Origin of the sequence: uncultured Microbacterium sp. (assembly GCF_947489255.1) — a bacterium.
GTDB lineage: Bacteria > Actinomycetota > Actinomycetes > Actinomycetales > Microbacteriaceae > Microbacterium > Microbacterium phycohabitans.
This window is the reverse complement of record NZ_CANLCY010000002.1, coordinates 181430-206538: the sequence shown is the minus strand read 5'-3', so window position 1 is coordinate 206538 and position 25109 is coordinate 181430. Positions and strand designations below refer to the sequence as shown.

Below are 25109 nucleotides of genomic sequence, written 5' to 3'. Positions count from 1 at the left end.
GTTCTCCCACGGTGCACCTCGGTCCCGCGGCTTCGCGACCGGGTGCTTGTCATGTGGATGCCGACGGGCCTAGTGTCCACATCGTGGACATCCCCGTTCTTCCCGACGCCCCCCGTCCGCCCCGGGCCACCGGGGGATCGAAGGGGCCCGTCGCCGGGGCGCAGGTCATCGCGCGCGCCGCGCACCTGTTGCGGCTGGTCACGGCCGCCGGTGTCGACGGCGCGACGGTCGGCGACCTCGCACGCGAAGCGGACCTGACCCGCCCGACCGTGCATCGCCTGCTCAGCGCCCTCCGCGTCGAGGGCCTCGTCGATCGAGAGGAGGCGTCGGGACACTGGCTCCCGGGGCCGGAGCTGTACCTGATGGGCAGCGTCGCGGCATCCCGGTTCGACATCACGGCGACGGCGCGCGACATCGTGCGATCCCTGGCGGTGCGGACGGAGGAGAGCGCGTTCCTCTCGGTACGCCGCGGCGACGAGACCGTGTGCCTGGTGCGGGAGGACGGCAGCTTCCCGATCCGCTCGTTCGTGCTGTCGGAGGGCGTGCGCTTCCCGCTCGGCGTCGCCTCGGCGGGGCTCGCGATCCTCGCGTTCCTCCCGCCCCAGGATGTGGACGCGTACCTCGAGCGGCATCCGGAGCTCGTCGAGAAGTGGGGATCGTCGCACTCCCCCGCGCGCCTGCGGACCCGCATCGCCGACACACAGGCCCGCGGGTACGCGGTGAACCCGGGGCTGATCGTCGAAGGGAGCTGGGGGCTCGGGGCCGCGGTGTTCACGCGCGCCGGCGACCCGCAGTGGGCGCTGAGCCTGACGGGGGTCGAGTTCCGGTTCGGCGGCGAGCGCCTCGCCGAGCTCGGGCGCATCCTCCTCGCACACGCGCACCAGCTGTCGACGCGGATCGCGGCGCGGTAGCCGGTCGCCGTCGCCGCGGCGAGCGCATCCACGTCGCGCACGCCGGCTGTCCACGCGGATCGCGGCGCGATAGCCGGTCGCCCGTCGCCGCGGCGAGAGCATCCGCATCGCGTACGCGTGCCGACGCGGGTCGCGGTGCGGTGACGAGCGTCGGAAGGGTACGCGCGGGCGATCGACCCAGATAGATACCCTAGATATATAACAGGGGTATACTTATAGACATGACCCGCGACGACGACCTGCAGAGACTCCTGCTCGCGGTGCACGCCCTCACGCGCATCGCGGCCATCGACACGCAGAACGACGCCCCCGCCGCGCAGTGGCGCACCCTGACGCTCCTGCGCGACCACGGTCCGCAGCGGCTGGGCGATCTCGCCACCCTCAGCCGCATCAGCCAGCCCGGCATGACGCGGCTCGTGCACCAGATGGATGCCGCGGGCCTCGTCGAGCGCGCAGCGCACCCCGGCGACTCGCGGGTCAGCGTCGTCGCCGCGACCGCGAAGGGCCTCGACGCCCTCGAGCGCTGGTACGAGCAGTTCCGCGCCGCCCTCGCCCCGCACGTCGCCGACCTGTCGGACGACGAGTGGGACGCGGTGAGCGTCGCCGCGGGCGCGCTGTCGTCGCGGGTGGGCATGGCACCCGCCGCATCCGCACAGATTTCCCCGAAGAAGCAGAAGGAGGCCGTTCGGTGACCACCGGTACCGCATCAGCACCCAGTGTCTGGAAACAACCCGCCCAGGTGTGGGCCGTCGCGTTCGCGTGCGTGGTGGCGTTCATGGGGATCGGCCTCGTCGATCCGATCCTGCCCGCGATCGCCGACTCGCTGAAGGCGACGCCGGTCGAGACCGAGCTGCTGTTCACCAGCTACCTCGTGGTGACGGGACTCGCGATGCTCGTCACGAGCTGGATCTCGAGCCGCATCGGCGCGAAGGCCACCCTGCTGGTGGGGCTCGGGCTGATCGTCGTCTTCTCGTTCCTGTGCGCGATCAGCGGCAGCGTCGACGCCGTGATCGGCTTCCGAGCCGGGTGGGGTCTGGGCAACGCCCTGTTCATCTCCACGGCGCTCGCCACCATCGTCGGTGCGGCCTCGGGCGGAAGCTCTGCGGCCATCATCCTGTACGAGGCCGCCCTGGGCCTCGGGATCGCCGTGGGGCCCCTGCTCGGCGGCATCCTGGGCGAGGTCAGCTGGCGCGGCCCGTTCTTCGGCGTCGTGGTGCTGATGGCGATCGCGTTCGTCGCGGTGCTCGTGCTGTTGCGCGGACCCGCTCCGGCGCGCACCCCCCTGCCCTTCAGCGCGCCCTTCCGGGCACTGGGTCGCCCGGCGCTCGCGATCCTGGCGGCGACCGCCCTGTTCTACAACATCGGCTTCTTCACCCTGCTGGCGTTCTCGCCGTTCCCCCTCGGTTTCGGAGCGATGGGCATCGGACTGACGTTCTTCGGCTGGGGTGTGGGTCTGGCCATCACCAGCGTCTGGGTCGCCCCGCTCCTGCTGCGTCGCCTGCGGCTGACGACCGTGCTGCTGATCGCGCTCCCGCTGCTGGCGGTCGATCTGCTCGTCGCGGCGTTCATCGTGTCGTCGGCGGCGGCTCTGGTGGTCTGCATCATCGTCGGCGGTCTCGTGCTGGGCGTGGTGAACACGGCGCTCACCGAAGCCGTCATGGAGGCCACCGACCTGCCGCGCTCGGTCGCGTCGTCGGCCTACTCGGCGGTGCGCTTCCTCGGCGGCGCGGTCGCCCCGCCGCTGGCCGCGCTGCTGTGGCACGCGTACGGCGCCGGTGTGCCGTACGTCATGGCCGCGGTGTCGGTGGCGATCTCGGCCGCCTGCATCCTGTTCGGTCGTCGACTGCTCGCGCACGTCGACCACAGCCACCCGGATGCCGCGGACGAAGGCGCCGCGGTGCTGGTGGGCGACGCGGCGTAAGGCTGCTCAACGCGAAGGCCGCTCCTGCTTCGGCGGGGGCGGCCTTTCGTGCGTCCGCGTCGACGGGCTACGCGTCCGCGCCGCTCCCCGTTTCGGTGGGGGCGGCCTTTCGCGTGTCGAGCTACTGCCCTCCGTCGCGCCGTACCTCTTCCACGACCGCGCGCGCTCCCTCGGGGGACATGACGATCGAGTAGTGGTCGACGGACTCGACCCGGGTCGCCGAGCGGAGTCGCGGATGGGACCTCTCGATCGACGGAAGGTCCGGATACAGAGGCGGATCCTCGCCCCGCAGCCCCCGTTCGGCCGCCAGCAACCGGGTGGGCCGCGGCATCCGCTCGAGAGCTCCGGCGATCGCGTCGCCGGTGTTCTGGTCGATCGAATCGGCCTCCACGGTGGCGAACGTCGTCGCGGGCCGCAGCGCGGGCTCGACCCCCGCGAGGTCGTAGGCGAAGTAGTCGTCCAGGAGCGCGTCCTCCCGGCCGACGAACGCCGGGTGCGCGCGCCAGAAGTCGCGGTACGCGGCGACGCTCTCGAAGCGCATGTCCAGCCGCGCGGCGGTCGGACCGAGCACGTACCGCACGGCCTCGCGCGGATCCATCCCGACGGGCAGGTCGAGCGGCAGTCCCCCGTCGACCAGCACGACCCTCTCGACGCGGTCCGGATGCCGATCAGCGAACACCGCCGAGACGAACGCGCCCATCGAGTGCCCGACGACGACCGCGCGATCGACACCCCTCGCGTCGAGGACGGCGACCAGATCGTCCGAGTGCTGCGCCAGACCGGTCCGTCGGCTCGACGCCGTGCTGCGGCCGCGGCCGCGCAGATCCGGGGCGATCAGCCGCGCATCGGTCTCCCGCGCGACCCACGCCCACGCGAGGTGCGAGGCCGTGACACCGTGCACGAGCAGCCACGGCGCGCCCTCGGCATCCGGATGCCATTCACCGACGCGCAGAGTCCCTTCTTGCACGACGACGCGGTGCGTGCGATCGGTGCGGGGCGCGGCATCATCTCGGTCCCGCGCGGAGGCCGCGCCGTGCGCGAGGTCGACGCCCGTTCCCGCGGAGGGGGTGTTCCTCGCCCTCACAGGGGCGCGCGGTGTCCGCTCGACCGCCGACTCGAGAGCATCGCCATCTTCTGCGTGCGGCTCGCCGTTCACGGCTCCGTCGGTACCGGAGGGGGTCATCACGTCATCCTCGCGGTCGCCGCGCGCGAGCGCGAGGGGTGCCGGTGCGGACGGGGCGATCGCCCCGTCTTGTTCGCCGGCGCCGGATGGGAGCGCGAGGGAGGCCGGTGCCGACGAGCGATCGCCCGGGCCCGTTCGCCGGCGCCGGGGCCGTCACGATGACGCGTGTCGAGCGCCGCGTGAACACCGAGAGCAATGTCGGAGGTCGGCGATACCGTTTCGACATGAGCCTCACGCCGCGCGGCAACGACCGGGTCGCCCCCACTCCGCGTCCCGCCACGCGCACGGAGGACGTCCGCCACGGCGCGCTTTCCACGGCGATCTGGCACGACGCGCCGCCGATGACGGACGACGAACTTCGCATCGCCGCCGACAGCGCGTGGGCCATCGAGCTCGGTCTCGACGATCCGGAATGGCCTGTCGAAGACCGCGACGACGGAGCCGCCGACAGCGACACTGATCCTCGCACCGTCGCCGACCGTCCTTCCCCCGGCGATGCCGCCGACCTCGCCCTGCACTCTCTCGAGGCCGTCGCCCGCGAACGCCGTCGCACCGCCGCAGAGGAATCCCGGCTGATCGCGCTCATCCTCGACGAGGCCAGGGCGCAACCCGAGCCGTGGGTCGGTCCCGATCCGACGCTTGATCTCGACGCAGAAGACGCGCGTCGTCGGCGTGTGGCGACGACTCGGCGCGATCGGCTCGACATGGCGGAGCGAGCGGCTGTCGCCGAGATCGCCGTGCGTCTGCGCATTTCCGAGCAGACCGTGCGGATCCGCGCGGACCAGGCGCGGACGCTTCAACAGCGCTGTCCGTCCACGTGGGCGACGTTCCTGGTAGGCGACACCTCCGAGCGGCAGGCGTCCGAGACCGCTCGACTCGCCGCCTCTCTTCCCGATGACGACGCCGTCGCGTGGCGGGCCTTCGACGAGGGCGCGGCAGACCGTGCCCGCCGCCTCACCCCCGCCCGCTTCGCCGTCTCCGCCCGCACCCTCCGCGAGCGCGTGCACGGCGAATCCCTCGAGGAGCGTCACCGACGCGCGGCCCGTGATCGCGGTGTCTGGCTCACCGCTGAACTCGACGGCATGACGACCCTCACAGCTCTTCTGCCCGCGGATCGCGCTCACGCGGCGATGTCGCACATCGATCGCGCAGCGCGTCAACTCGCGAGCGTCCCCGACGAGGATCGCTCCCTGGCCCAGCTCCGGGCTGACGCCTTCGCCCAGATGCTGACAGCGGATGCCGCCGCGACCCCCAGGTCGCGGACGAGAACCCCCTCCGGAACCATCCGAGATGATCGCCGCGGCGACGACGATCCGCCCAGCGGCGCACCGCGACGCGCCACGGCCTCCATCGTCGTCACGGTCCCCGCGCTCACCCTGCTCGGGGAGAGTGACGATGCGGCGATCCTCGACGGCTATGGTCCCATCGACCTTGACACCGCCCGCCGCCTGGCCGGCGAGGCGACGTCATGGGTGCGCCTGCTCACGCACCCGGTGAGCGGCGCCCCACTCGCCCTCGACCGCACGACGTACCGCGTCACCGCGGCCCTGCGCCGCTGGCTCGGCGTCACCTCTCCGACCTGCATCTTCCCCGGCTGCGGACGCTCGGCGCGCGCCTGCGACATCGACCACCTCACGGCGTGGGCCGACGGAGGCCGCACCGATATCGACAATCTCGAGCCGGAATGCCGACATCACCATCGACTCCGTCACGAAACCGTCTGGACGCCCACGCGCGACGCGCAGACCGGCGTCGTCACGTGGCGGTCGCCGCGCGGGCACGAGACCGAACCGGATCCGCCGCCGTTCTGACGAACCGGCGCTGCGACCCGACGAGGCAGGCGCAGGTCTTTCTGCGTCGTCGACAGCCCCGCGAGTCGGGGCGGGAGCCCTCGGCGTCCTACACCGACGAGCCGATGCAAGGCGGGCGCCCTCGGCGTTCGACACCCCGACGCGCCGAGGCGGGCGCCCTTTCGCACCACCGACAGCCCGACGAGCCCAGGCGGGCGCCCTTCTGGGTCACCGACAGCCCGGCGGACTGCCAGTCGCACTCACCGCCGCGGAGCCGTCACCTCCGCAACCCGCGTGGTGAGGACATCCCACAGCTCGGCGAACCTCGCGTTCCACGATGTCGCGAACGATCCGTCATCCCACCGCTGTCGCACGTCGTCGAGCGTCGCCCATTCGGCGTGCAGAACCTCTTCAGGATCGATCCGCGGGGTCGGTTCCCCCTCGACGGCAGCCACCCAGAGATCGAAGAGGGCACGCTCCTCAACCACGCGGCCGACGAGCACGAGATCGTCCGGCGCGAGGGCGATCCCCACCTCCTCATCGACCTCGCGAACCGCCCCGCGACGGCTGGACTCGCCCCGCAGCGCGCTCCCCGCCGGGAACTCCCAAGCCAGCGGATAGTCCTTGCCCTCCGCACGCCTGCTCATCAGCACCCGCCCCGCGTCGGAGACGATGCACACGGATGCCACGACGTGGAACGAACCGGCCGGCACCGGCCCGTCGCCGCGGCGATGGAGGCCGCCCGTCGGCGTGCCCTGCACGTCGGTCACGTCCCAGATCTCGTCATCGGCCATGCTGCACCTCCGGATCCTGGCGCGCCGAGCGCGCGCGATGCGTCCATCATCGCCGAGGATGTCACGCCGGCGGCCCGGCCGCGTCGCCACGACGTCGCCACGCTCATCGGCGGGAACCCGTCGGTCGCCTTCCCTCTCCCCTATTCAGCGGGCGTGGCGGCCTCGAGAACGACGTCCACGTAGACGCTGTACGGAAGGGACCCTGACCCGGCACTCTCGCCGAATCGGCCGCGGGAAGGCGAGAGCTGAGCCCCGGGGCACGGAGAGGGCACGACGGCGAATCTCGTGCCCTCCGGCGGGCCCAGAGGAGTCAGCCCGGACGCAGAAAAGGCCCGGTTTCCCGGGCCTTTTCGCTGTGGTGCACCCCCTGGGACTTGAACCCAGAACCCACTGATTAAGAGTCAGTTGCTCTGCCGATTGAGCTAGAGGTGCGTTCCGTTCGGCCGGAGATTCGCTCTCCGCGCCGAGGAATGACATTACCAGCCGTGACGCGAGCACACCAAATCGAGCCAGGAGCGCCGGTTATCCTGGAGCCGTGTCCCGCATCGAAGAGCCCGCCGCGACCCCCGCGGACCCGACCGACGATCTCGCACTCGCCCTCCGCCTGGCCGACGCCGCCGACGCGGTGGCCATGCAGCGTTTCGACGCCGCCGACCTGCGCATCGACACCAAGCCCGACCGCACGCACGTCACCGAGGCCGACCTCGCCACCGAGCGCGCGATCCGGCAGATCCTGGATGCCGAGCGCCCCGCCGACGCGATCCTGGGCGAGGAATACGGCAGCTCCGGCGACACGTCACGACGCTGGGTGATCGACCCGATCGACGGCACCCACAACTACATGCGCGGCATCCCCGTCTGGGCCACGCTCATCGCCCTCACCGTCGACGGCGTCCCCACCGTGGGGGTCGTCAGTCAACCCGCGATCGGCCGCCGCTGGTGGGCCGCGACCGGCCATGGCGCCTGGACGACCACCGCGACGGGCGACACGCGTCGCATCCACGTGTCCGGCGTCGACGACATCGCCGCGTCGAGCATCAGCTTCCAGAGCATCGAGCAGTGGGACGACGTCGACCTCCTCCCCACCCTCGAACGCCTCGCGCGCGCCGTCTGGCGCGACCGCGCCTACGGCGACGCGCTGCCCTACATGTGGCTCGCCGAAGGGCGACTCGAACTCGTGGCCGAGTTCGGCGTGAAGGAGTACGACATCGCCGCGATCGCCCCCATCGTCCGCGAGGCCGGCGGCACGTTCACCGCCTACGACGGAACCGACCGCCTCGACGCGGAGTCATCGCTCGCGACGAACGGCGTGCTGCACGACGCCTTCCTGTCGCTGCTGCACCAGGGCGAGGACTCCCGATGATCCGCCCCTCCGCCCTCGCACGCCCGCGCTCCGCCCGCGCCCGCGTCTTCGCGATCGCCACCAGCGGTGCCCTGGCCGCCCTCGTGCTCGCCGGATGCTCCTCCCCGGCGCCCGAGCCCACCCCCGCCGCCGACGCGCCCTCCTCGGCCGCGCCCGTCTCGGGCGTCGAGACACCCGCTCCGTCGGCGTCACCGTCGGGTTCGGCGACCCCGCCCGCCGACCCCACGTGCGAGAACATCATCCCCCAGGCCACCGCCGACGACTTCCGCAGCCTCGGCTGGACGTCGCAGGAGGATCAGTTCCGCATCGGCGCCACGGCCCTCGACGACGGCATCCAGTGCAAGTGGGGCGACACGAAGATCGCCTCCGACCGCGTGCAGATCTTCGGCTGGGCGCCCATCGACGACGACACCGCGAAGACCGCGCAGAAAGACCTGGTCGCGGCGGGATGGAAGGTCGAGAAGGATGCCGACGGCACCTACGTCACCGAGAACCCCGACTGGCTCAATGGACGCGGCGCCGACGGCTACGGCCTGACCTACTTCTTCGGCGACGGCTTCGTGAAGCTCGCCGACACCCGGCAGAGCCTGATCCTGGTCCAGGGGCCGCGGTAATCGAGCGGTGGGGGCAGGTCCCCGAGGGCACGATCGGTCACCGCCGCGGTCCCGCCCGTGACCGGTAGAAGCTCCGTCATCCGCGACGGCGCAGTCGGTCACCGCCCCGGATCCGCCCGTCGCCGCTGAAGGTTCCGCGCATCCGCGACGACGCGATCGTCACCGCGTATATCCACCGTCACCGATAGGGGTTCCGCGCCTCCGCGTCGCGCGCCGCCGAGAACCCCTCGTCCCACGCGTCGCCGCGGGCCTCCGCGTCACGCGAGAGGGCATCGACCTGCAGCACCCGGTGGGCGAACGCGACCCAGTCGGTCCACCCGGCGGTGATGCGCCCCGCGTCCGACTCGCCGTCGTCGAGGCCGGATACCGCATCACTCCCGCGCCGCTCCTGCGCAGCGGTCCACGTCGGGGCATCGGGCGTCGGGGCGAGGTGGAACGGACCGACGTCGATGCGGAGGGCGCGGGGGTCTGGCATCCCTCGACGCTAGGCGGCCCGGGGGCATCGGGGCAACGCCTCCCCTCGGATGCCGCAGTCCCGGCGGCACGAGCGGAGCGGGCTCTCCCGTAGGCTCGATCCTCATGGCTATCGGCGCGACCATTCACACGTTCACCGTGCAGCTCTCCGACGTCGATCGCGGCGTCTACGACGAGCTGCAGCTGCGGGTCGCGCGGCATCCGTCCGAGACCGCGCCCTACATGCTGACCCGCGTCCTCGCGTACTGCCTCGAGTTCGAAGACGGCATCGCGTTCAGCGAGGGCGTCGCCGCGACCGACGAGCCCGCCGTCATGGTGCGCGATCTCACCGGCGCGCTCGTCGCCTGGGTGGAGGTGGGAGCTCCGGATGCCGCCCGCCTGCACACCGGCAGCATGAAGGCCGAACGCGTCGCCGTGTACACCCACCGCGATCCCGAGAAGGTCGCCGCCGCGTGGTCGGGCAAGCGCATCCACCGCGCAGAAGACGTGCTGCTGCACAGCTTCGACCCCGGGTTCGTCGAGCGCCTCGCGGAGGCGATCGAAAGACGCAACACCGCCACGCTCACGCGCACCGAGGGGCGCGTCTACCTCGAGCTCAACGACGCCTCGGGCGAGACCGACATCCACACGCGCAGCGCCGCCTGAGGGACGGCGGCGCACACACCGGCCGGCTGAGGGGCAGCGGAGCACAGTCCGGTCGCACGGCGACGACGCAGTCCGCTCACACGGTGGCGATCGAGCAACGGCATCCCCACCCAGGCCGCCATGCGGCTGTGCGCACCCCGCGCACGCGGTAGGTGCGACCCGCTGACACGCGAAAAAGCCCTCGCCCCCGCCGAAACGGGCGGAAGCGAGGGCTTTCGTGACGAACTCACCGTGACAACGGCTCGTGGAGCTGGGGGGAATCGAACCCCCGTCCAACGCTGGGTCTCCGCGTTTTCTCCGGGCGCAGTCTGTGCAGACGTTCTGCTCGGCTCCGACCTTTGTCACAGACACCTAAGTCGACGAGCCCAGCCTGGGAAAAGTCCCGCGTGACGTCCAGACGCCGTCACACAGCAAGACCCCTAAATGACGCCAGAATCCGTGGCGGGGTCACACACGGTCTGACGGACTATCGGGCTCGCTTACGCAGCGAGGGCGAAGTCAGTGCGCTTAGCATTGGCACTTATTGTTTTGCAGGGAGCGTTTACGAGATAACCCCACATCCTCGGCCCGCTTTCTCGCGGGTTCGCAGACGCTGTCGAAACCGATCAGCCCCGGGAACTCCGTCAAGGAGCGGCCGTTGTCACGCTGTTGAGTTGCCACGCCGGGAACCGAAGCACCCGAGCATCACAGTCTACAACGCATCGCGGACTCAGAAATTCCTCCGCACCGTCCGAGCCGGCCGCGGACCCGGCGCCCGACGGTCCCGGCGACCCCGGCGACGAGGTCCACCCTCGCGTAGGCTCACCGCATGAGCGACGTCGTCATCACCGTCCGAGGCGAGAGCAGCGCCCGCGTGCGCGCCGAGGAGGCCGCCGTGCGGGTCACCGTCTCGGTCGACGGCCCCTCTCGCGGCCCCGTCGTCGAGCAGGCGCAGGAGCGGGCCTCGAGCGTGCAGGACGGCCTCGTCGCGCACCTGCGTTCGGGCGAGGTGTCGGAGTGGTCGAGCGCCCGCGTCTCGGTCTGGTCCGACCGGCCGTGGAACGCCGAGGGAGCACAACTCCCCCTCGTCCACCACGCCACCGTCGAGCTCTCGGCCACGTTCATCGACGCCGGCGCCCTGTCGTGGTGGCTCGGCGACGTCACCGAGTCCGACGACGTGCAGGTCACCTCCGTCGACTGGCGTCTCTCCCCCGAGACCCGCGCGCGCACCGAGCGCGAGGTCGCCGCCGAAGCCGTGCACGTGGCCGTCGAGCGCGCCACCGCCTACGCCGATGCGCTGGGCCTGGCATCCGTCGCCGCCGTCGAGATCGCGGATGCCGGGCTGCTCGCGACCCGCCCCGAGGCACCCGCCCCGATGGGTGCGCGCCTGATGGCGGCGTCCGCGGGAGGATCGTCGTTCAGTCTTCAGCCACCCGAGATCGTCGTGACCTCGGTCGTGGAGGGACGCTTCCGCGCGGAGTGATCGCGCCGGCCGTGAGGAGCCCCGACCGCCTCAGCGGCTCTGGTTCACTCGCCGAGGCGGTTCTTCGTGCGCATCGCGCGCTCGGCCTCGCGCTTGTCTTCGCGCTCGCGGATCGTCTGCCGCTTCTCGAACTCGCGCTTGCCCTTCGCGACCGCGATCTCGACCTTCGCGCGTCCGTCGAGGAAGTACAGCCGCAGCGGCACAAGGGTGTACCCCCCGGCGGAGACCGCGTGCGAGAGCTTGATGATCTCCTCCTTGTGCAGCAGCAGCTTGCGCGTGCGCTTGGCGGAGTGGTTCGTCCAATGCCCCTGCGAGTACTCGGGGATGTGCACGGCGTCGAGGAACGCCTGACCGCCGTCGATGTACGCGTAGCCGTCGGTGAGGTTCGCGCGCCCCTGGCGCAGTGACTTCACTTCGGTGCCGGTCAGCACGAGACCGGCTTCGTACGTCTTCTCGATGGCGTAGTCGTGGCGCGCCTTCTTGTTCGACGCGATGAGCTTCTCACCCTGCTCACGAGGCATGGTGCCACCTCCTCATGATCATGGGCACACAGAGCCCCTCAGCTTACCGGATCACCGCCGCTGCGGCACCGCGCTCAGGCGCGCAGCCAGCGACGGATCGCGAAGCTCGCGCTGAGCGCGGCGAGGATCACGCCGATCACGACGATGACGGGGATGACGAAAGCGACGTCGCCGACCCCCACCCACGAGGTGATGAACCCGATGCGGTCGCGCAGGTACTGGTTGACGCCCACGCCCACGATCGCCCAGACCGCCACGCTCGCCAGAGCCGACCCGATCAACGCCGCGAGCACGCCCTCGACGATGAACGGCGTCTGGATGAAGCGGTTCGACGCCCCCACGAGGCGCATGATGCCGAGCTCGCGACGTCGGGCGAAGGCCGAGAGGCGGATCGTGGTCGCGATCAGCAGGACGGCGGCGATCAGCATGAGCCCCGCGATGCCGACCGCGACGTAGGTCGCCACCGTCAACGCCTGGAACAGCGGCTCGAGGTACTGCATCTGATTCGTGACCTCTTCGACGCCCGCCTGGCCGCTGAAGGCCTCGATGATGACGTCCGACTGATTCTGGTCGACGAGGTTGATGCTGAAGGTCGCGTTGAACTGGTCCGCCGTGACGACGCCGATGATGTCGTCGGGCAGCAGGCCCTTGGCGTTCTCGAACACCTGCTCGCTGGTGGCATAGGTGTAGTCGCGGATCAGGGGGGCCAGGGCATCGCCGTCGAGCTTCGCCGTCACCGCGTCGATCTGCTCCTGCGTCGCCGCCTGACCGGTGGTGCACGTGTCGACGTCCGACACCGTGGCGCACATGGAGACCGCGACCTGAGCCCGATCGGCCCAGTACGACTGCATCTTGCCGATCTGCATCTGCATGAGCATCGCGGCGCCGACGAAGGTGAGCGACACGAAGGTCACGAGGATGACCGAGATCACCATCGACGCATTGCGGCGAAGACCCGTGAAGGCCTCCGAGAGGATGAGCCCGAACCTCATGACGTGGGTCCCACTTCGTCGTTGCGGTCTGTCTTCGCGCCGAGACCCAGGCGGTCGGCGACCCCGAGGGCCTCGACGTCGGGAGTCGTGACCGGGATGGAGCGTGTGTTGGTGCCGGGCTCTCGCGCGGGTTCAGCCGCGGGCGTGGTCGCTGCGGGGGCGGAAGCCGCGGCATCCGGAGCGGGGGCGGGGGCGGGCCGCGTGACGGCCGACGGCAGCGGCTCCACCGGACCGGTCACGCTCGTCACCTCGCGCTGCACCTCCAGCACCGCGGTGAGGGCGGCCACCGCGGCGGCGCCCTTCTCGACCTCGGGCGCGAGCCGGGGCAGGCTGGCGGTGTCGCCGTAGCCGCCGTGACGCTCGTCGCGCACCATCTCTCCCCCGCGCAGTTCGATCACGCGGCGCTGCATCTGGTCGACGAAGCCGGCCTCGTGCGTGGCCATGACGACGGTCGTCCCGCCCGCGTTGATGCGCGCGAGCAGGCGCATGATGTCGATCGAGGTGCCGGGGTCGAGGTTTCCGGTCGGCTCGTCGGCGAGGAGCACCTGCGGGCGGTTGACCAGCGCGCGCGCGATCGCGACGCGCTGCTGCTCCCCACCCGACAACTCATGCGGCAGACGCTTCTCTTTGCCGTCGAGGCCGACGAGCGCGAGCACCTCGGGAACGGCCTGCTGGATGAAACCGCGCGAGGCGCCCGTGACCTGCAGCGTGAACGCGACGTTCTGGTGGACGGTCTTGTTCGGCAGCAGGCGGAAGTCCTGGAAGACCGACCCGATGTGCCGGCGGAAGTAGGGGACCTTGCGGTTCGACAGCGTGCGCAGGTCGCGGCCGAGCACGACCACGCGCCCCTCGCTCGGGGTCTCCGCCCGCAGGATGAGCTGCAGGCACGACGACTTGCCCGAACCCGAGGCTCCGACGAGGAAGACGAACTCCCCGCGCTGCACCTCGAAGTCGACGGCGTTGAGGGCGGGCTTCGCGGTGCCGCGATACCTCTTGGTGACGTTCTCGAACCGGATCATGGCTCGACGAGCCTAAGCGCGGGTGCGGGGCAGCCCGTCAGGACGCGCCGTGTCGCCAAACCGAGAGAGTCCTATGGATGCCGGGTCAGCGGCATCCACAGGACTCTCGACGAACGGGGGGACGATCAGTCGTCGTCGTCTTTGCGCTTGCGCCAGCGGATGCCGGCCGCGATGAGACCGTCGAGGTCGCCGTCGAAGACGACGGCCGGGTTGCCGACCTCGTAACCGGTGCGCAGGTCTTTCACGAGCTGCTGGCCGTAGAGGAAGTAGGAGCGCATCTGGTCGCCCCAGCTCGCGGTGATCGTGCCGGCGAGCTCCTTCTTCTTCGCAGCCTCTTCTTCGCGCTTGAGCAGGAGCAGACGCGTCTGCAGCACGCGCATGGCGGCGGCACGGTTCTGGATCTGCGACTTCTCGTTCTGCATCGACACGACGAGGCCGGTCGGCAGGTGGGTGATGCGCACGGCGGAGTCGGTCGTGTTGACCGACTGCCCACCGGGGCCCGACGAACGGAACACGTCGACGCGGATGTCGCCCTCGGGCACCTCGACCTCGACGGCCTCCTCCATCACGGGGATGACCTCGACCGCGGCGAAGCTCGTCTGGCGCTTGTCGGCGCCGCCGAAGGGGCTGATGCGCGCGAGCCGGTGGGTGCCGGCCTCGACCGACAGCGTGCCGTAGGCGTAGGGCACGTCGACCTCGAAGGTCGCGGACTTGATGCCGGCGCCCTCGGCGTAGGAGGTGTCCATGACCTTCACGGGGTACTTGTGGCGCTCGGCCCAGCGCAGGTACATGCGCAGCAGCATCTCGGCGAAGTCGGTGGCGTCGTCGCCGCCCGCTCCTGAACGGATCGTCACGACCGCGGAACGCGGGTCGTACTCGCCGTCGAGGAGCGTCTGCACCTCGAGCTGGCCGATCACGTCTTTCAGCGCAGCGAGCTCGCGACGGGCCTCGTCGGCGGAGTCCTCGTCGTCCATCTCGATCGCGAGCTCGACGAGCACCTCGAGGTCGTCGAGGCGCTGCTCGATCTCCGACACGCGCTTGAGCTCGGCCTGCCGATGGCTCAGGCGGCTGGTCACCTTCTGAGCGTTCTCGACGTCGTCCCAGAGGTCGGGGGCACCGGCTTCTTCGCTGAGGCGATCGATGTCGGCTTTGAGTGCGTCGACGTCGACCACGGCCTGGATATCGGCGAAGGTCGAGCGCAGCGCCTGGATGTCGGCGGTCAAATCGAGTTCGAGCATGAGACGGCAAGCCTATCGTGGAGACGGTGACAGCCGACTCTCCCCGGAACGTGCTCGTGCGCTTCGCACCGATGATCTACGGCCCCACCCTGCTCTTCGCGCTCGGAGAGGGGGCCGTGATCCCCCTCATCCCAGTCATCGCGAACCGCCTCGGCGCCGATGTCGCCGTGGCCGCTCTCGTCGCCGCCGCCCTCGTCGTGGGCCAGCTGTGCGGCAACATCCTCGCCGGTTGGGCGGTCGCCCGGTTCGGCGAGCGCCTCACGATGGGCGTGGCCGGGATCGTCGTCCTCGCGGGGCTGACCGGGATCGTGTTCGCGCAGTCGCTGGCGTTCTTCGCCGCCGCGGTGTTCCTCATCGGCTTCTGCGCCGCGTCGTTCGCGCTCGCCCGCCACTCCTTCATGACCACGCGCGTCCCGCTGACCTTCCGTGCGCGGGCGCTGTCACTGCTGGGCGGAACGTTCCGCCTGGGGATGTTCGTCGGCCCGTTCATCTCGGCGGCCCTCCTGGCCGTCTTCGGTGACGAGACGGCATCCATCGTCTTCTTCGCCGTGTGTCAGGTCGCCACGATCCTGCTGGTGTTCTTCGGTCCCGACCCCGAGAAGGCGGTGCCCGTGGGCGCGGGGGCGCGCCGTGCCGACGGCGACTCCCGCGAGGCGGAAGACACCGGTGAACCCGTGACGGGCGCGATCCCGACCGTCGAGCGCGCCGGGGTGTTCCGCACCATGTGGCGGTTCCGGGGCGTGCTGGCGCGCCTGGGCCTGGCTGCGGCGTCGCTGTCGGCGGTGCGATCGGCGCGGCAGGTGGTGCTGCCGCTGTGGGGCGTGTCGCTCGGGCTGGACGCCGGCACGATCGCGGTGGTCGTGGGGGTGTCGGGCGCGATCGACTTCGCGCTGTTCTACGCCAGCGGCCAGGTCATGGACCGCTTCGGGCGTCTGTGGGCGGCCCTGCCCGCGATGATCCTGATGGGGGCGGGGTTCTTCGCCCTGTCGTTCACGCACGATCTGGGTTCCGCGGCCATGTGGTACGCCATGTTCGCCGCGGTGCTCGGTGTCGGCAACGGTCTGTCCAGCGGCATCCTGCTCACCCTCGGGGCCGACATCGCCCCGCCGAACGAACCCGCGGCGTTCCTCGGGTCGTGGCGCACGCTGACGGATGCCGGTGGCGCCGTCGCGCCGCTGATCGTGTCGGCGCTCACCGCGGTGGCGTCGCTATCGGTGGGTGTCGGCGCCATGGGCGCCGTCGCGGTGCTCGGAGCGGTGGGGTTCATCCGCTGGGTGCCGCGGTACGTCCCGCGGACGCGCTGACACGAGAGCACCACCCGCGCGGGGTGTGCCGGCGGATTTGCCCGGCGGGCGGTTCCGGGACGACGATGGAGCGCCTCGAACTCCACGGCCCGGGGCGAGGAGGCACGGTGCAGCACGTCGGACGCGGAGCCCTCGCGCTGTCGGCCGGCCTCGCCGCGGTCGCGGGCTTCGTCGACGCCGTCGGCTACCTCGACACCGGCGGGCTGTTCGTGTCGTTCATGAGCGGCAATTCCACGCAGGGCGCGGTCGACGTCCCGACCTCGCTCGCCCTCGCGGCCGTGCCACTGGGCCTCATCGCGGCGTTCGTCTCGGGTGTCGTCGTCGGCGGCGTCGTCCGCCCGCGGTCGCGTCGCGCACAGGCCGGGGTCATCGCCGGCTCGGCCCTGGCGGTAGGGCTCGTCGCGCTGCTCGCGACCGCCGGACCCTCCACGCTGTGGCGGGCGGGCCTGCTCGCGGCGGCGATGGGCGCGCTCAACACGCTCTTCCTCGCGGAGGATCGGGCGCGCGTCGCGATCACCTACTCCACCGGCACCCTGGTGAGCCTCGGCCTGGGGCTCGCCGCCCTCTTGACGGGCCGTTCGCGGACGGCCTGGCGTCGTCCCCTGCTGCTGTGGGCCGCGCTCGTCACGGGCGCCGTGCTGGGTGCCTTCGCCCACCAACTCGGCAGCCCCGCGGCGCTCGCGGCAGCGGCGGCGGTGATGCTGGTGGCGGCGGTCGTCGTGTGGCGGGCTGGGCGGACCTGAACACCACTGCCCGCGATCGGCGCCGGCATGCTCGCTCTCGGGCTGATCGTCGCGGTCGGAACGGTGATCGCCCGCCGCCGCCCCCAGCACTGATCGGTTCGTCGTGACGGGGTCACTCCCCCTCGGCCACGCGGATGAGGACCTTGCCCGTGGCGCCCTGGGCGACGGCGTCGTGCGCCGCGGCGGTGTCGGCGAGATCGAACCACGTCAGCGGCAGACCGTGGGCCTCGCCGACCGGCAGCGCACCGTCGGCCACCGCCGCGGCGACGTCTTCGGCGGCCGCGGCGAGCGCGCGCTCCCCCACCGTGTAGAGCAGGAGTCCCTGCCAACGGACGTTCTTGGCGAAGCTGACCCGCACGGGGGCGGTGAAGGTGTCGCCGCCGTTGTCGGCGTAGTAGCCGATCGTGCCGTGGTTGGCGACGACCTCGACGTCGAGAGCGGCGTTGTCGGCGATGGCGACCTCGACGATGTGCTCGACCCCGTCGGGGGCGATCTCGCGGATGCCGTCGGCCAGCGACGCGCTCGGGTACTGCAGCACGTGGTGGGCTCCGGCCGCGCGTGCGAGCTTCTCTTTCTCGTCGCTGCTGACCGTGGCGATCACCGTCGCGCCGGCCCAGACGGCGAGCTGGATCGCCGCGTGGCCCACGGCCCCGGCGCCGCCCTGCACGAGCACGGTGCGGCCGGCGAGCGCGCCGGGTGCGAGACGCGAGGGACCGTCCTCGTGGACGGTGAGGGCGCGGTGGGCCGTCATCGCGGGCACGCCGAGGCTCGCGCCGAGCTCGAACGACGCACCGTCCGCGAGGGGGACGGCCCGCTCCGCCGGGAGGATCGAATACTCGGCCGCGGTTCCGGTCGGGCGCTGGTGGGCGGCGAGGTAGACCCAGACCCGCTGGCCCACCGAGAGGTTCTCGACGCCGGAGCCGACGGCATCCACCATCCCCGCTCCGTCTTGGTTCGGGGTGATCTCGTCGAACGGGAGGGGGCGTCCGGCGCTCTCGCGCGCCTTCCAGTCGGTGGGATTCACCCCCGAGACCGTGATGCGCACGCGCACCTCTCCGGGGCCGGGTTCGGGCAGCGGCCGCTCCACGAGCGAGAGGACGGAGGAGTCACCGGGCTGGGTATACGTGATCGCCTTCATACGGGAATGAAACCCCGTCGGCGCGCGGGCATTCCCCGGGGCGTGTCGACGCGCCGTCGGGTCGGCGGTCGTCGCGGGTGAGATCGCGCACGTTTGACGGCTCGTTCACATCGAGCGCACGCACGCTCGCGCTTAGACTGATCCCACTCGCGGGAGTGGTGAAATCGGCAGACACGCAGGATTTAGGTTCCTGTGCCTTCGGGCGTGGGGGTTCAAGTCCCCCCTTCCGCACGTTCCACGCTTCGCCAGCACCGACTCTCCGACCCGAACGGGACCGATGTGATCCACACCACCGCCGCACTGCTCCCGTGGCTCGACCCCGCGACGATCATCACGAATTCGCAGCCCTGGGCGCTGCTGGTCGTCTGCTTCATCATCTTCGCCGAGACCGGCCTGCTGATCGGCTTCCTGCTTCCGGGCGACACGCTGCTGATCATGGCGGGACTGCTCTCGCACGCCACGCCCGCCGCCCCCAACGGCGTCTTCGGGATCAACGCCTGGTGGGTGGCCCTCGCGATCGGCGTCTCCGCGTTCGTCGGCGGCGAGGTCGGCTACTACATCGGGCACAAGGCGGGGCCCTCGATCTTCGAGCGCAAGGACTCCGGCATCTTCAGCAAGAAGAACGTCGAGCGCACGAACGCGTTCTTCGAACGCTTCGGCGGGCTGACCGTCATCCTGGCCCGCTTCGTCCCGGTCGTGCGCACCTTCGCCCCCATCGCGGCGGGCGTCGGACACATGCCGTGGCGCAAGTACACCCTGTACAACTTCATCGGCGCGGTCCTCTGGGGAATCGGCCTGACGATGCTCGGCTACGCCGTGGGGTACATCCCCTTCATCCGCGACATCGTGACGGAGTACATCGACGTCATCCTGCTCGCCGCCGTCGCGGGCACCGCGCTCTTCGTCGCGATCCACTTCTTCCGCGAGCGCGCCGCCGCCAAGCGCGAGGGCGCGGTCACTCCCGCGGAGGCCCAGTCGCTCACGCTCGACCCGAAGACCCTCGAAGACGGAGACCAGCCGACCCGCTGATCCCCCGGGCGCCCAGGCGTCTCCGAGCCGCAGCACCAACGGTCTCTGAGCATCAGTCCCGCAGGTCCCTGAGCATCAGTCTCGCGGGTCCCTGAGCCCCCGCCCCGCAGGTCCCTGAGCCTGTCGAAGGGACCGGGCCCCTCCGCGCGCCACCGGACCCCGCGCCGGGCGGTCGCGACGCCCCGAAGCCCTGAGCCCCCGCCCCACAGGTCCCTGAGACTGTCGAAGGGACCGGGCCCCTTCGACCACGGCCGGACCCCGCGTCAGAGGTCACGACGCCTTCGACGTCTTCTTCTTGGCCGGGGCCTTCTTCGCGGGCTCGGCCTTCTCGCCTCGCGCCGCTCGGGAGCGCTCGACGCTCGCCCGCAGGGCCTCCATCAGATCGATGACCTCGCCGCCGTCGTCGTCCTCGGCCTTCCCGAAGGTGGCATCCGTGTCGAGGGCGTCACCCTGCTCGAGTTTGGCGTCGATGAGGGTGCGCAGCTCCTGCTGGTACTCGTCGGTGAACTCCTCGGGATCGAAGTCCTTCGAGAAGCTGTCGACGAGGGATGCCGACATCTCCAACTCCTTCGCCGAGATGCGCACGCTCTCTTCAAGCGCCGGGAACGCGGCTTCGCGCACCTCGTCGGCCCACAGCAGCGTCTGCAGCACGAGCACGTCACCGCGGACGCGCAGGGCAGCGAGCCGCGTCTTCTGGCGAAGGGAGAACCGGACGATCGCCGTGCGATCGGTCTGCTCGAGCGTCTTGCGCAGCAACACGTAGGCCTTGGGCGACGACGAGTCGGGCTCGAGATAGTAGGCCTTGTCGAGCGTGAGCAGGTCGACCTGCTCGCTGGGCACGAACTCGACGACCTCGATCTCGCGGCTGCGTTCGCTCGGCAGCGAGGCAAGGTCGGCTTTGGTGAGCACCACCGTCTGCTCGCCGTCGTCGTAGGCCCGGTCGATGTCCTGGTAGGGCACGACCTCGCCGTCGATCTCGCAGATGCGCTGATAGCGGATGCGCCCGCCGTCCGCGTTGTGCACCTGGTGCAGCGAGACGTCGTGGTCCTCGGTCGCGGAGTACACCTTCACGGGCACGTTGACGAGGCCGAAGGTCAGGGCGCCTTTCCAGATCGATCGCATGTGCCCAGTGAACACCCGAAGGGGGGTGGATGCCGAGACCCTTGCGCCGGCGAGGGGGTCCCGGTCCCTTCGACAGGCTCAGGGACCTCTCGTGCGCAGGTGGCTGAGCTCGTCGAAGCCACCGGCGCGCAAGGGGTCCCGATCCCTTCGACGGGCTCAGGAACCTTACGTGCGGAGGTGGCTGAGCCTGTCGAAGCCACCGAGACCGCAACGGCGCCCGGTCCCTTCGACGGGCTCAGGGACCTCCCGTGCGCGGGCGGCTGAGCCTGCGCAGGTGGCTGAGCTCGTCGAAGCCACCGGGGCCGACGCCGGACCGCAACCCCTCCGGCATCCCCCACCTCCTCCGCCCTACGCTGGGGCGATGACGGAGCAGACGGTGCGCATCGGCGGTCGCCGGCTGCGACTGTCGAACCTCGACAAGGTGCTGTACCCCGAGACGGGCACCACCAAGGGCGAGGTGATCGACTACTACTCCCGCATCGCCCCGCGACTGCTCCCCCACATCGCCGATCGGCCCGTCACCCGCAAGCGCTGGCCGGACGGGGTGGGCACCGAAGCCGATCCGGGCACGCCGTTCTTCGCCAAGGCCCTCGAGCCCGGAGCGCCGACGTGGGTGCGGCGCCTGCCGATCGACCATTCCTCCGGCGCCAAGGACTACCCCCTCGTCGACGATCTGCCCACCCTCGTGCACCTCGCCCAGGTCGCGAGCCTCGAACTGCACGTGCCGCAGTGGCGCTTCACGCGCGACGGCGAACGGCAGAACCCCGACCGCCTGGTGCTCGATCTCGACCCCGGTCCGGGCGTGGGCCTCGCGGAGTGCGCCGAGGTCGCCCGGTGGGCGCGGGAGATCCTGCGCGACATCGGGCTCGATCCGCTGCCGGTCACCAGCGGCAGCAAGGGCATCCATCTCTACGCGCGCCTCGACGCCCGGCAGTCGAGCGAGGCGGTCAGCGCCGTCGCGAAAGAACTCGCCCGCGCGATCGAGGCGGACCACCCCGACCTCGTGGTCAGCCAGATGGCCAAAGCCGCCCGGCCCGGCAAGGTGTTCATCGACTGGAGCCAGAACAACGGCTCCAAGACGACGATCGCGCCCTACTCGCTGCGCGGGCGCCCGCAGCCCACCGTGGCGGCTCCCCGTACCTGGGCTGAGCTCGACGATCCCCATCTCCGGCATCTGCTCTTCAGCGAGGTGCTCGACCGGGAGGGTGATCCGCTCGCGCCCGTCGAACGGGATCAGGAGCCCCTCCGCGCATATCTCTCCAAACGCGCGGCCGGGCGCACCCCCGAGCCGATCCCCGAGGCCCCCGCCGGGGCGCCCGCCCCCGACGGTGCACCCCGGTTCGTCATCCAGGAGCACCACGCCTCGCGCCTGCACTGGGACCTGCGTCTCGAACGCGACGGCGTGCTCGTCAGTTGGGCGGTGCCGAAGGGAGTGCCGCCGACGACGGCCAAGAACAGCCTCGCGGTGATGACCGAGGACCACCCGCTCGCCTACCTCGACTTCGCGGGAGAGATCCCCCGCGGGGAGTACGGCGCCGGCACGATGACCGTGTGGGACACCGGCACCTACGAGCTCGAGAAGTGGCGCGACGACGAGGTCATCGCCACGCTCACGGGCCGCTCCGGAGGACCGCTCGGCCGCGTGCGCCTCGCGTTGATCCGCACGGAAGGACGCGGCGAGAAGTCGCAGTGGCTGCTGCACCGGATGAAGACGGATGCCGAGGGGCGCGCACAGGCCGAGGGCAACCCCGTGGTGGCTCGCGATCACTCCGCCCGAGTCGACCCGAGCGCGTCGCACGCCGACAACCACGACACGGCGACGGGCGCCGGGGGCGCGACCAGGGCGGGGACGCGACGCCCCGCGGAGGATCCGGCCGGACCGCCGACCGTGGCGGATCTGCGCCCGATGCTCGCCACCTCCGCCACGCCCGGGATCGCCCGGGCCGCCGCGTCCCGCTGGGGCGGCACCCCGTGGGTGGAGATGAAGTGGGACGGCATCCGGGGTGTCGGGATCTGGGACGGGACACGCCTGCGGCTGCGCTCGCGCAACGGCAACGACCTCACCGCCGCGTATCCCGAGCTGACCGGCGTCGATCTGGGACTCGGGGCGGACCCCGCCGTGTTCGACGGGGAGATCGTCGCCCTGGACGCGAAGGGGCGGCCCAGCTTCCCGCGGCTGCAGAAGCGCATGAACCTCCTACAGCCGCGCGAGATCGAGCGCGAGGCGAAGCGCACCCCCGTTCACCTGTACCTGTTCGACGTGCTCTCGGCGGGTGGGCGAGAGGTGGCATCCCTGCCGCTGTCGGAGAGGCGCCGGGTGCTGGAGGACCTCGCGGGCGGAGCCGACGCGCCGGTGGTGGTGCCGCCGGTCTTCGACGACGTGGATGCCGCGGTGTCGACGAGCAGCCGCTTCGGCCTCGAGGGCGTCGTAGTCAAAGACCCGGGGTCGACGTACCAGCAAGGGGTGCGATCGGAGCAGTGGCTCAAGGTGAAGCACTCGCGGACGCAGGAGGTCGTGATCGGCGGCATCCGGCCGGGGAAGGGCAACCGCGCGGGCGCGATCGGATCGCTGTTGGTGGGCGTCCCCGGGGCCGACGGGCTCCAGTACGCGGGGCGCGTCGGATCGGGGTTCGGGGAGAAGACGCTCGCTCGATTGAGCGCGCTGCTCGAGCCGCTCCGCACCGACGCGGATCCCTTCGTCGGCGTCCCCGCCGCGGATGCGAGCGACGCCCTGTGGGTGCGACCGGAGCTGGTGGGAGAAGTGGAGTTCGCGGAGTTCACGCCCGGCGGCATCCTGCGCCAGGCGCGCTGGCGGGGCCTGCGGCCCGACAAGAGCCCCGGTGAGGTCGTGCGGGAGGAGTGACGGGTCCGGTCCCTTCGACGAGCTCAGGGACCTCGGTTGCGAGGTCAGGGACCTCGGTCGCCAGTCCGAGGGCTTCGGTTGCGAGACCCGTGCGAGTCGTGCGGCGGGGCGGGCACAGCGCGCGATGCGGACCCGCAGAGAGGTGGCTGAGCCTGTCGAAGCCACCGGGATCGACGGCTACGCGTGGCGCGAATCGTGCTCCACGTGGCCCGCGGGCTCGAGCTGGAACGTCGAGTGCTCGACGTCGAAGTGATCGGCGAGGCACGTCTGCAGGGATGCCAGGATCGCCGCCGCCCGACCGTCGGTGAGCGCCGCGTCGTCGACGATGACGTGCGCGCTGAACACCGGAGCCCCACGGGTCAGCTGCCACACGTGCACGTCGTGCACGTCGACGACACCGTCGGCTCCGCGCAGGTGCTCGCGGATCTCGGCGACGTGCACGCCCACGGGAGCGGACTCGGTGAGGACGACGACCACTTCGCGCAGCAGACCGATCGCGCGCGGCACGATCAGCACCGCGATGAGCAGGGAGGCGAGGGCATCCGCTTGCGTGAACCCCGTGGTGACGATGACGATCGCCGCGACGATCACCGCGATCGAACCGACGAGATCGCCCAGCACCTCGAGGTATGCGCCGCGCACGTTGATGCTGCGCTTCTGAGCCCGGCTGAGCAGCCACATCGACACCGCGTTGGCGACCATGCCGACGGTCGCGACGACGAGCATGAGCCCGCCCTGCACCTCGGCGTCGGCGGGCGCGAGGAGCCGCTGCACCGCCTCGACGCCCACCCACGCGCACAGCACGATCAGGATGACGCCGTTCGCGAGCGCCCCGAGCACCTCGGCGCGCTGGTACCCGAACGTGCGGCGGTCATCGGCCGGGCGCGCGGCGATCGCCGTGGCCACGAGCGCGACGACGAGGGCAGCGGCGTCGGTGAACATGTGCGCCGCATCGGCGAGCAGGGCGAGCGACCCGGAGAGGATCGCGCCCACGATCTGCACGAGCATGACGGTGACCGTCAACGCGAGCGCGGTGGCGAGCAGGCGCCGGTTGCCGGCATCCCGGATGCCACCGGAGGGCGCGTGATCGTGCATGGTTCCAGGCTAGGCGCGGTGCGATGCGGCCCGCGTGTTCCCGCGGAACTCGGGAATGAGAACCGCCCTCAGGACCGCAGGGCGTTCAGCTGCGCCTGGATGCGGCGGTGCGCGTGCAGCGCCGGGTACACGCCCAGGAACACCGCCATCGGCGCCCGCAGCCGCAGGTCGCGGATGCCGTGCGCGCGGTAGGTGTTCTCGAAGCGGTCGATGTAGCGCCGGAAGTCGCGGGGTCGGTCGTCGAGGCGTCGCGCCGACATCCCCGCCACCATCTCGGAGCGGTAGCCGATGCGGTGTCCGCCGAGCGCGAGGTGGATCGCGATGTCGAGGTCTTCGTGCATGACGTCGGCCAGGTCGTCGCAGAGGAACTCCCGCACGTCGAGCCACGCCGACCGCCGCACCGCCATGTTGCTGCCGAACAGGAAGACGAAGTCGCCGGCGAGGCGCACCTGCAGCCGGCGCAGGCGGTCGTCGATCTGCTGACCGATGCTGCGCAGCGGCAGGTCGTAGTACTCGACCGGCCCCGAGGCGGCATCCACCTCGCCCGAGGCGAACGTCTCGCTCACCCGCTCGACCCAGTCGGGCATGATCGCGGTGTCTGCGTCGATGCGCCCGAGCACGTCGCCCGTCGAGGCATCCATTCCGAGGTTGCGGGTGGGCACCAGACCCTGCCGCGCGTCCTGGTGCAGGAGCCGGATGCCGAGGTGCGGATGCCGCGCCATCGCCCGTTCGACGATGGCGCACGTGTCGTCGGTGGAGCGGTTGTCGACGACGAGCACCTCGTGCGGGGCGAGCGTCTGCCGCGCGACCGCCTCGAGGCATCGGCCGATGACGGACTGCTCGTTGAAGGCGGGGATGACGATCGAGATCGACGGCACGGCGGTCATC

The 25109-nt window shown here is 71.1% G+C and carries 23 protein-coding genes, 2 tRNA genes and 1 other RNA gene; 13 read left to right on the top strand and 13 right to left on the bottom strand.

Features of this window, described 5'->3' with window-relative positions; genetic code table 11:
• The first annotated feature begins 89 nt into the window (after positions 1-89).
• The 3 genes from Q0818_RS04895 (at position 90) to Q0818_RS04885 (ending at position 2832) form a co-directional block, all read left to right on the top strand.
• Positions 90-911 carry an IclR family transcriptional regulator gene (locus Q0818_RS04895; protein ID WP_298873134.1) on the top strand — a complete coding sequence of 274 codons (822 nt, stop codon included), beginning with the start codon at positions 90-92 and terminating at the stop codon, positions 909-911.
• Between the two features lie 221 nt (positions 912-1132).
• Positions 1133-1603, top strand: a complete 471-nt coding sequence (locus Q0818_RS04890) for a MarR family transcriptional regulator (RefSeq protein ID WP_298872156.1) — start codon at positions 1133-1135, stop codon at positions 1601-1603.
• Positions 1600-2832 carry an MFS transporter gene (locus Q0818_RS04885; protein WP_298872153.1) on the top strand — a complete coding sequence of 411 codons (1233 nt, stop codon included), beginning with the start codon at positions 1600-1602 and terminating at the stop codon, positions 2830-2832. The genes Q0818_RS04890 and Q0818_RS04885 overlap by 4 nt, the downstream gene beginning before the upstream one ends.
• 121 nt (positions 2833-2953) lie before the next feature.
• Here Q0818_RS04885 and Q0818_RS04880 read toward each other — a convergent pair whose 3' ends face one another.
• The gene (locus Q0818_RS04880; protein ID WP_298872148.1) at positions 2954-4015 is read right to left on the bottom strand and encodes an alpha/beta fold hydrolase; all 1062 of its coding nucleotides are present in this window, start codon (positions 4013-4015) and stop codon (positions 2954-2956) included.
• A gap of 224 nt (positions 4016-4239) precedes the next feature.
• On the opposite strand from Q0818_RS04880, the gene Q0818_RS04875 reads away from it, so the two are divergent.
• On the top strand, positions 4240-5826 hold the full coding sequence (locus tag Q0818_RS04875) for an HNH endonuclease signature motif containing protein (protein ID WP_298872146.1): 1587 nt from the start codon (positions 4240-4242) through the stop codon (positions 5824-5826).
• A gap of 239 nt (positions 5827-6065) precedes the next feature.
• Here the strand turns inward: Q0818_RS04875 and Q0818_RS04870 are convergent, their stop codons facing one another.
• Positions 6066-6599 (bottom strand): NUDIX hydrolase, encoded by a 534-nt coding sequence (locus tag Q0818_RS04870; RefSeq protein ID WP_298872143.1) that lies wholly within the window; start codon positions 6597-6599, stop codon positions 6066-6068.
• A gap of 356 nt (positions 6600-6955) precedes the next feature.
• A tRNA-Lys gene (locus Q0818_RS04865) sits at positions 6956-7031 on the bottom strand.
• 103 nt (positions 7032-7134) lie between these two features.
• Between Q0818_RS04865 and Q0818_RS04860 the strand changes: the two genes are divergently transcribed.
• Together Q0818_RS04860 and Q0818_RS04855 are read left to right on the top strand one after the other, a co-directional pair.
• Positions 7135-7962, top strand: coding sequence for an inositol monophosphatase family protein (locus Q0818_RS04860; protein ID WP_298872140.1), 828 nt, complete (start codon positions 7135-7137; stop codon positions 7960-7962).
• The gene (locus Q0818_RS04855) at positions 7959-8576 is read left to right on the top strand and encodes a hypothetical protein (RefSeq protein WP_298872136.1); all 618 of its coding nucleotides are present in this window, start codon (positions 7959-7961) and stop codon (positions 8574-8576) included. Before Q0818_RS04860 ends, Q0818_RS04855 begins: the two co-directional genes overlap by 4 nt.
• Before the next feature lie 178 nt (positions 8577-8754).
• Here Q0818_RS04855 and Q0818_RS04850 read toward each other — a convergent pair whose 3' ends face one another.
• Entirely contained in the window at positions 8755-9051 is a 297-nt protein-coding gene (locus tag Q0818_RS04850) for a hypothetical protein (protein WP_298872133.1), read from the bottom strand.
• 104 nt (positions 9052-9155) lie between these two features.
• Between Q0818_RS04850 and Q0818_RS04845 the strand changes: the two genes are divergently transcribed.
• Positions 9156-9695: a YaeQ family protein gene (locus Q0818_RS04845; protein ID WP_298872130.1), complete on the top strand. Its 540-nt coding sequence runs from the start codon at positions 9156-9158 to the stop codon at positions 9693-9695.
• Between the two features lie 242 nt (positions 9696-9937).
• On the opposite strand, the gene ssrA is transcribed toward Q0818_RS04845, so the two are convergent.
• Positions 9938-10308: a transfer-messenger RNA gene (gene ssrA / locus Q0818_RS04840) on the bottom strand.
• A gap of 195 nt (positions 10309-10503) precedes the next feature.
• Between ssrA and Q0818_RS04835 the strand changes: the two genes are divergently transcribed.
• Entirely contained in the window at positions 10504-11157 is a 654-nt protein-coding gene (locus Q0818_RS04835) for an SIMPL domain-containing protein (protein WP_298872127.1), read from the top strand.
• Positions 11158-11201: 44 nt separating this feature from the next.
• Here the strand turns inward: Q0818_RS04835 and smpB are convergent, their stop codons facing one another.
• The 4 genes from smpB to prfB all read right to left on the bottom strand — a co-directional run bounded on the left by smpB (position 11202) and on the right by prfB (position 14927).
• Positions 11202-11678, bottom strand: a complete 477-nt coding sequence (gene smpB / locus Q0818_RS04830) for an SsrA-binding protein SmpB (RefSeq protein WP_074696877.1) — start codon at positions 11676-11678, stop codon at positions 11202-11204.
• Between the two features lie 74 nt (positions 11679-11752).
• Positions 11753-12670: a permease-like cell division protein FtsX gene (gene ftsX / locus Q0818_RS04825; RefSeq protein ID WP_298872122.1), complete on the bottom strand. Its 918-nt coding sequence runs from the start codon at positions 12668-12670 to the stop codon at positions 11753-11755.
• Positions 12667-13689: a cell division ATP-binding protein FtsE gene (gene ftsE / locus Q0818_RS04820; protein ID WP_298872120.1), complete on the bottom strand. Its 1023-nt coding sequence runs from the start codon at positions 13687-13689 to the stop codon at positions 12667-12669. The genes ftsX and ftsE overlap by 4 nt, the downstream gene beginning before the upstream one ends.
• 125 nt (positions 13690-13814) lie before the next feature.
• On the bottom strand, positions 13815-14927 hold the full coding sequence (prfB, locus tag Q0818_RS04815; RefSeq protein ID WP_298872117.1) for a peptide chain release factor 2: 1113 nt from the start codon (positions 14925-14927) through the stop codon (positions 13815-13817).
• A 71-nt stretch (positions 14928-14998) separates the two neighbouring features.
• On the opposite strand from prfB, the gene Q0818_RS04810 reads away from it, so the two are divergent.
• Complete coding sequence (locus Q0818_RS04810; RefSeq protein ID WP_298873132.1) at positions 14999-16231, top strand: MFS transporter; 1233 nt, start codon at positions 14999-15001, stop codon at positions 16229-16231.
• 107 nt (positions 16232-16338) lie between these two features.
• Complete coding sequence (locus Q0818_RS04805; protein WP_298872114.1) at positions 16339-16974, top strand: DUF1275 family protein; 636 nt, start codon at positions 16339-16341, stop codon at positions 16972-16974.
• Positions 16975-17086: 112 nt separating this feature from the next.
• Here the strand turns inward: Q0818_RS04805 and Q0818_RS04800 are convergent, their stop codons facing one another.
• Positions 17087-18112 carry an NADPH:quinone reductase gene (locus Q0818_RS04800; RefSeq protein WP_298872112.1) on the bottom strand — a complete coding sequence of 342 codons (1026 nt, stop codon included), beginning with the start codon at positions 18110-18112 and terminating at the stop codon, positions 17087-17089.
• 149 nt (positions 18113-18261) lie between these two features.
• Here Q0818_RS04800 and Q0818_RS04795 point away from each other — a divergent pair.
• Positions 18262-18343: transfer RNA gene (locus tag Q0818_RS04795), tRNA-Leu, on the top strand.
• 48 nt (positions 18344-18391) lie between these two features.
• Positions 18392-19141 (top strand): VTT domain-containing protein, encoded by a 750-nt coding sequence (locus tag Q0818_RS04790; RefSeq protein WP_298872110.1) that lies wholly within the window; start codon positions 18392-18394, stop codon positions 19139-19141.
• 270 nt (positions 19142-19411) lie between these two features.
• Here Q0818_RS04790 and Q0818_RS04785 read toward each other — a convergent pair whose 3' ends face one another.
• Complete coding sequence (locus tag Q0818_RS04785; RefSeq protein WP_298872109.1) at positions 19412-20263, bottom strand: Ku protein; 852 nt, start codon at positions 20261-20263, stop codon at positions 19412-19414.
• A 361-nt stretch (positions 20264-20624) separates the two neighbouring features.
• Between Q0818_RS04785 and Q0818_RS04780 the strand changes: the two genes are divergently transcribed.
• Positions 20625-23126, top strand: coding sequence for an ATP-dependent DNA ligase (locus Q0818_RS04780; protein WP_298872107.1), 2502 nt, complete (start codon positions 20625-20627; stop codon positions 23124-23126).
• A 177-nt stretch (positions 23127-23303) separates the two neighbouring features.
• On the opposite strand, the gene Q0818_RS04775 is transcribed toward Q0818_RS04780, so the two are convergent.
• Both Q0818_RS04775 and Q0818_RS04770 read right to left on the bottom strand, forming a co-directional pair.
• Entirely contained in the window at positions 23304-24221 is a 918-nt protein-coding gene (locus tag Q0818_RS04775) for a cation diffusion facilitator family transporter (protein ID WP_298872105.1), read from the bottom strand.
• 68 nt (positions 24222-24289) lie between these two features.
• Positions 24290-25108, bottom strand: coding sequence for a glycosyltransferase family 2 protein (locus Q0818_RS04770; RefSeq protein WP_298872101.1), 819 nt, complete (start codon positions 25106-25108; stop codon positions 24290-24292).
• Position 25109 lies beyond the last annotated feature (1 nt).

Coding starts and splice junctions, on each gene's coding strand:
- Q0818_RS04890 (WP_298872156.1), top strand. CDS start 1,133: ATGACCCGCGACGACGACCTGCAGAGACTCCTGCTCGCGGTGCACGCC.
- Q0818_RS04880 (WP_298872148.1), bottom strand. CDS start 4,015: ATGACCCCCTCCGGTACCGACGGAGCCGTGAACGGCGAGCCGCACGCA.
- Q0818_RS04875 (WP_298872146.1), top strand. CDS start 4,240: ATGAGCCTCACGCCGCGCGGCAACGACCGGGTCGCCCCCACTCCGCGT.
- Q0818_RS04870 (WP_298872143.1), bottom strand. CDS start 6,599: ATGGCCGATGACGAGATCTGGGACGTGACCGACGTGCAGGGCACGCCG.
- Q0818_RS04855 (WP_298872136.1), top strand. CDS start 7,959: ATGATCCGCCCCTCCGCCCTCGCACGCCCGCGCTCCGCCCGCGCCCGC.
- Q0818_RS04850 (WP_298872133.1), bottom strand. CDS start 9,051: ATGCCAGACCCCCGCGCCCTCCGCATCGACGTCGGTCCGTTCCACCTC.
- Q0818_RS04845 (WP_298872130.1), top strand. CDS start 9,156: ATGGCTATCGGCGCGACCATTCACACGTTCACCGTGCAGCTCTCCGAC.
- Q0818_RS04835 (WP_298872127.1), top strand. CDS start 10,504: ATGAGCGACGTCGTCATCACCGTCCGAGGCGAGAGCAGCGCCCGCGTG.
- smpB (WP_074696877.1), bottom strand. CDS start 11,678: ATGCCTCGTGAGCAGGGTGAGAAGCTCATCGCGTCGAACAAGAAGGCG.
- ftsX (WP_298872122.1), bottom strand. CDS start 12,670: ATGAGGTTCGGGCTCATCCTCTCGGAGGCCTTCACGGGTCTTCGCCGC.
- ftsE (WP_298872120.1), bottom strand. CDS start 13,689: ATGATCCGGTTCGAGAACGTCACCAAGAGGTATCGCGGCACCGCGAAG.
- prfB (WP_298872117.1), bottom strand. CDS start 14,927: ATGCTCGAACTCGATTTGACCGCCGACATCCAGGCGCTGCGCTCGACC.
- Q0818_RS04810 (WP_298873132.1), top strand. CDS start 14,999: ATGATCTACGGCCCCACCCTGCTCTTCGCGCTCGGAGAGGGGGCCGTG.
- Q0818_RS04800 (WP_298872112.1), bottom strand. CDS start 18,112: ATGAAGGCGATCACGTATACCCAGCCCGGTGACTCCTCCGTCCTCTCG.
- Q0818_RS04785 (WP_298872109.1), bottom strand. CDS start 20,263: ATGCGATCGATCTGGAAAGGCGCCCTGACCTTCGGCCTCGTCAACGTG.
- Q0818_RS04780 (WP_298872107.1), top strand. CDS start 20,625: ATGACGGAGCAGACGGTGCGCATCGGCGGTCGCCGGCTGCGACTGTCG.
- Q0818_RS04775 (WP_298872105.1), bottom strand. CDS start 24,221: ATGCACGATCACGCGCCCTCCGGTGGCATCCGGGATGCCGGCAACCGG.
- Q0818_RS04770 (WP_298872101.1), bottom strand. CDS start 25,108: ATGACCGCCGTGCCGTCGATCTCGATCGTCATCCCCGCCTTCAACGAG.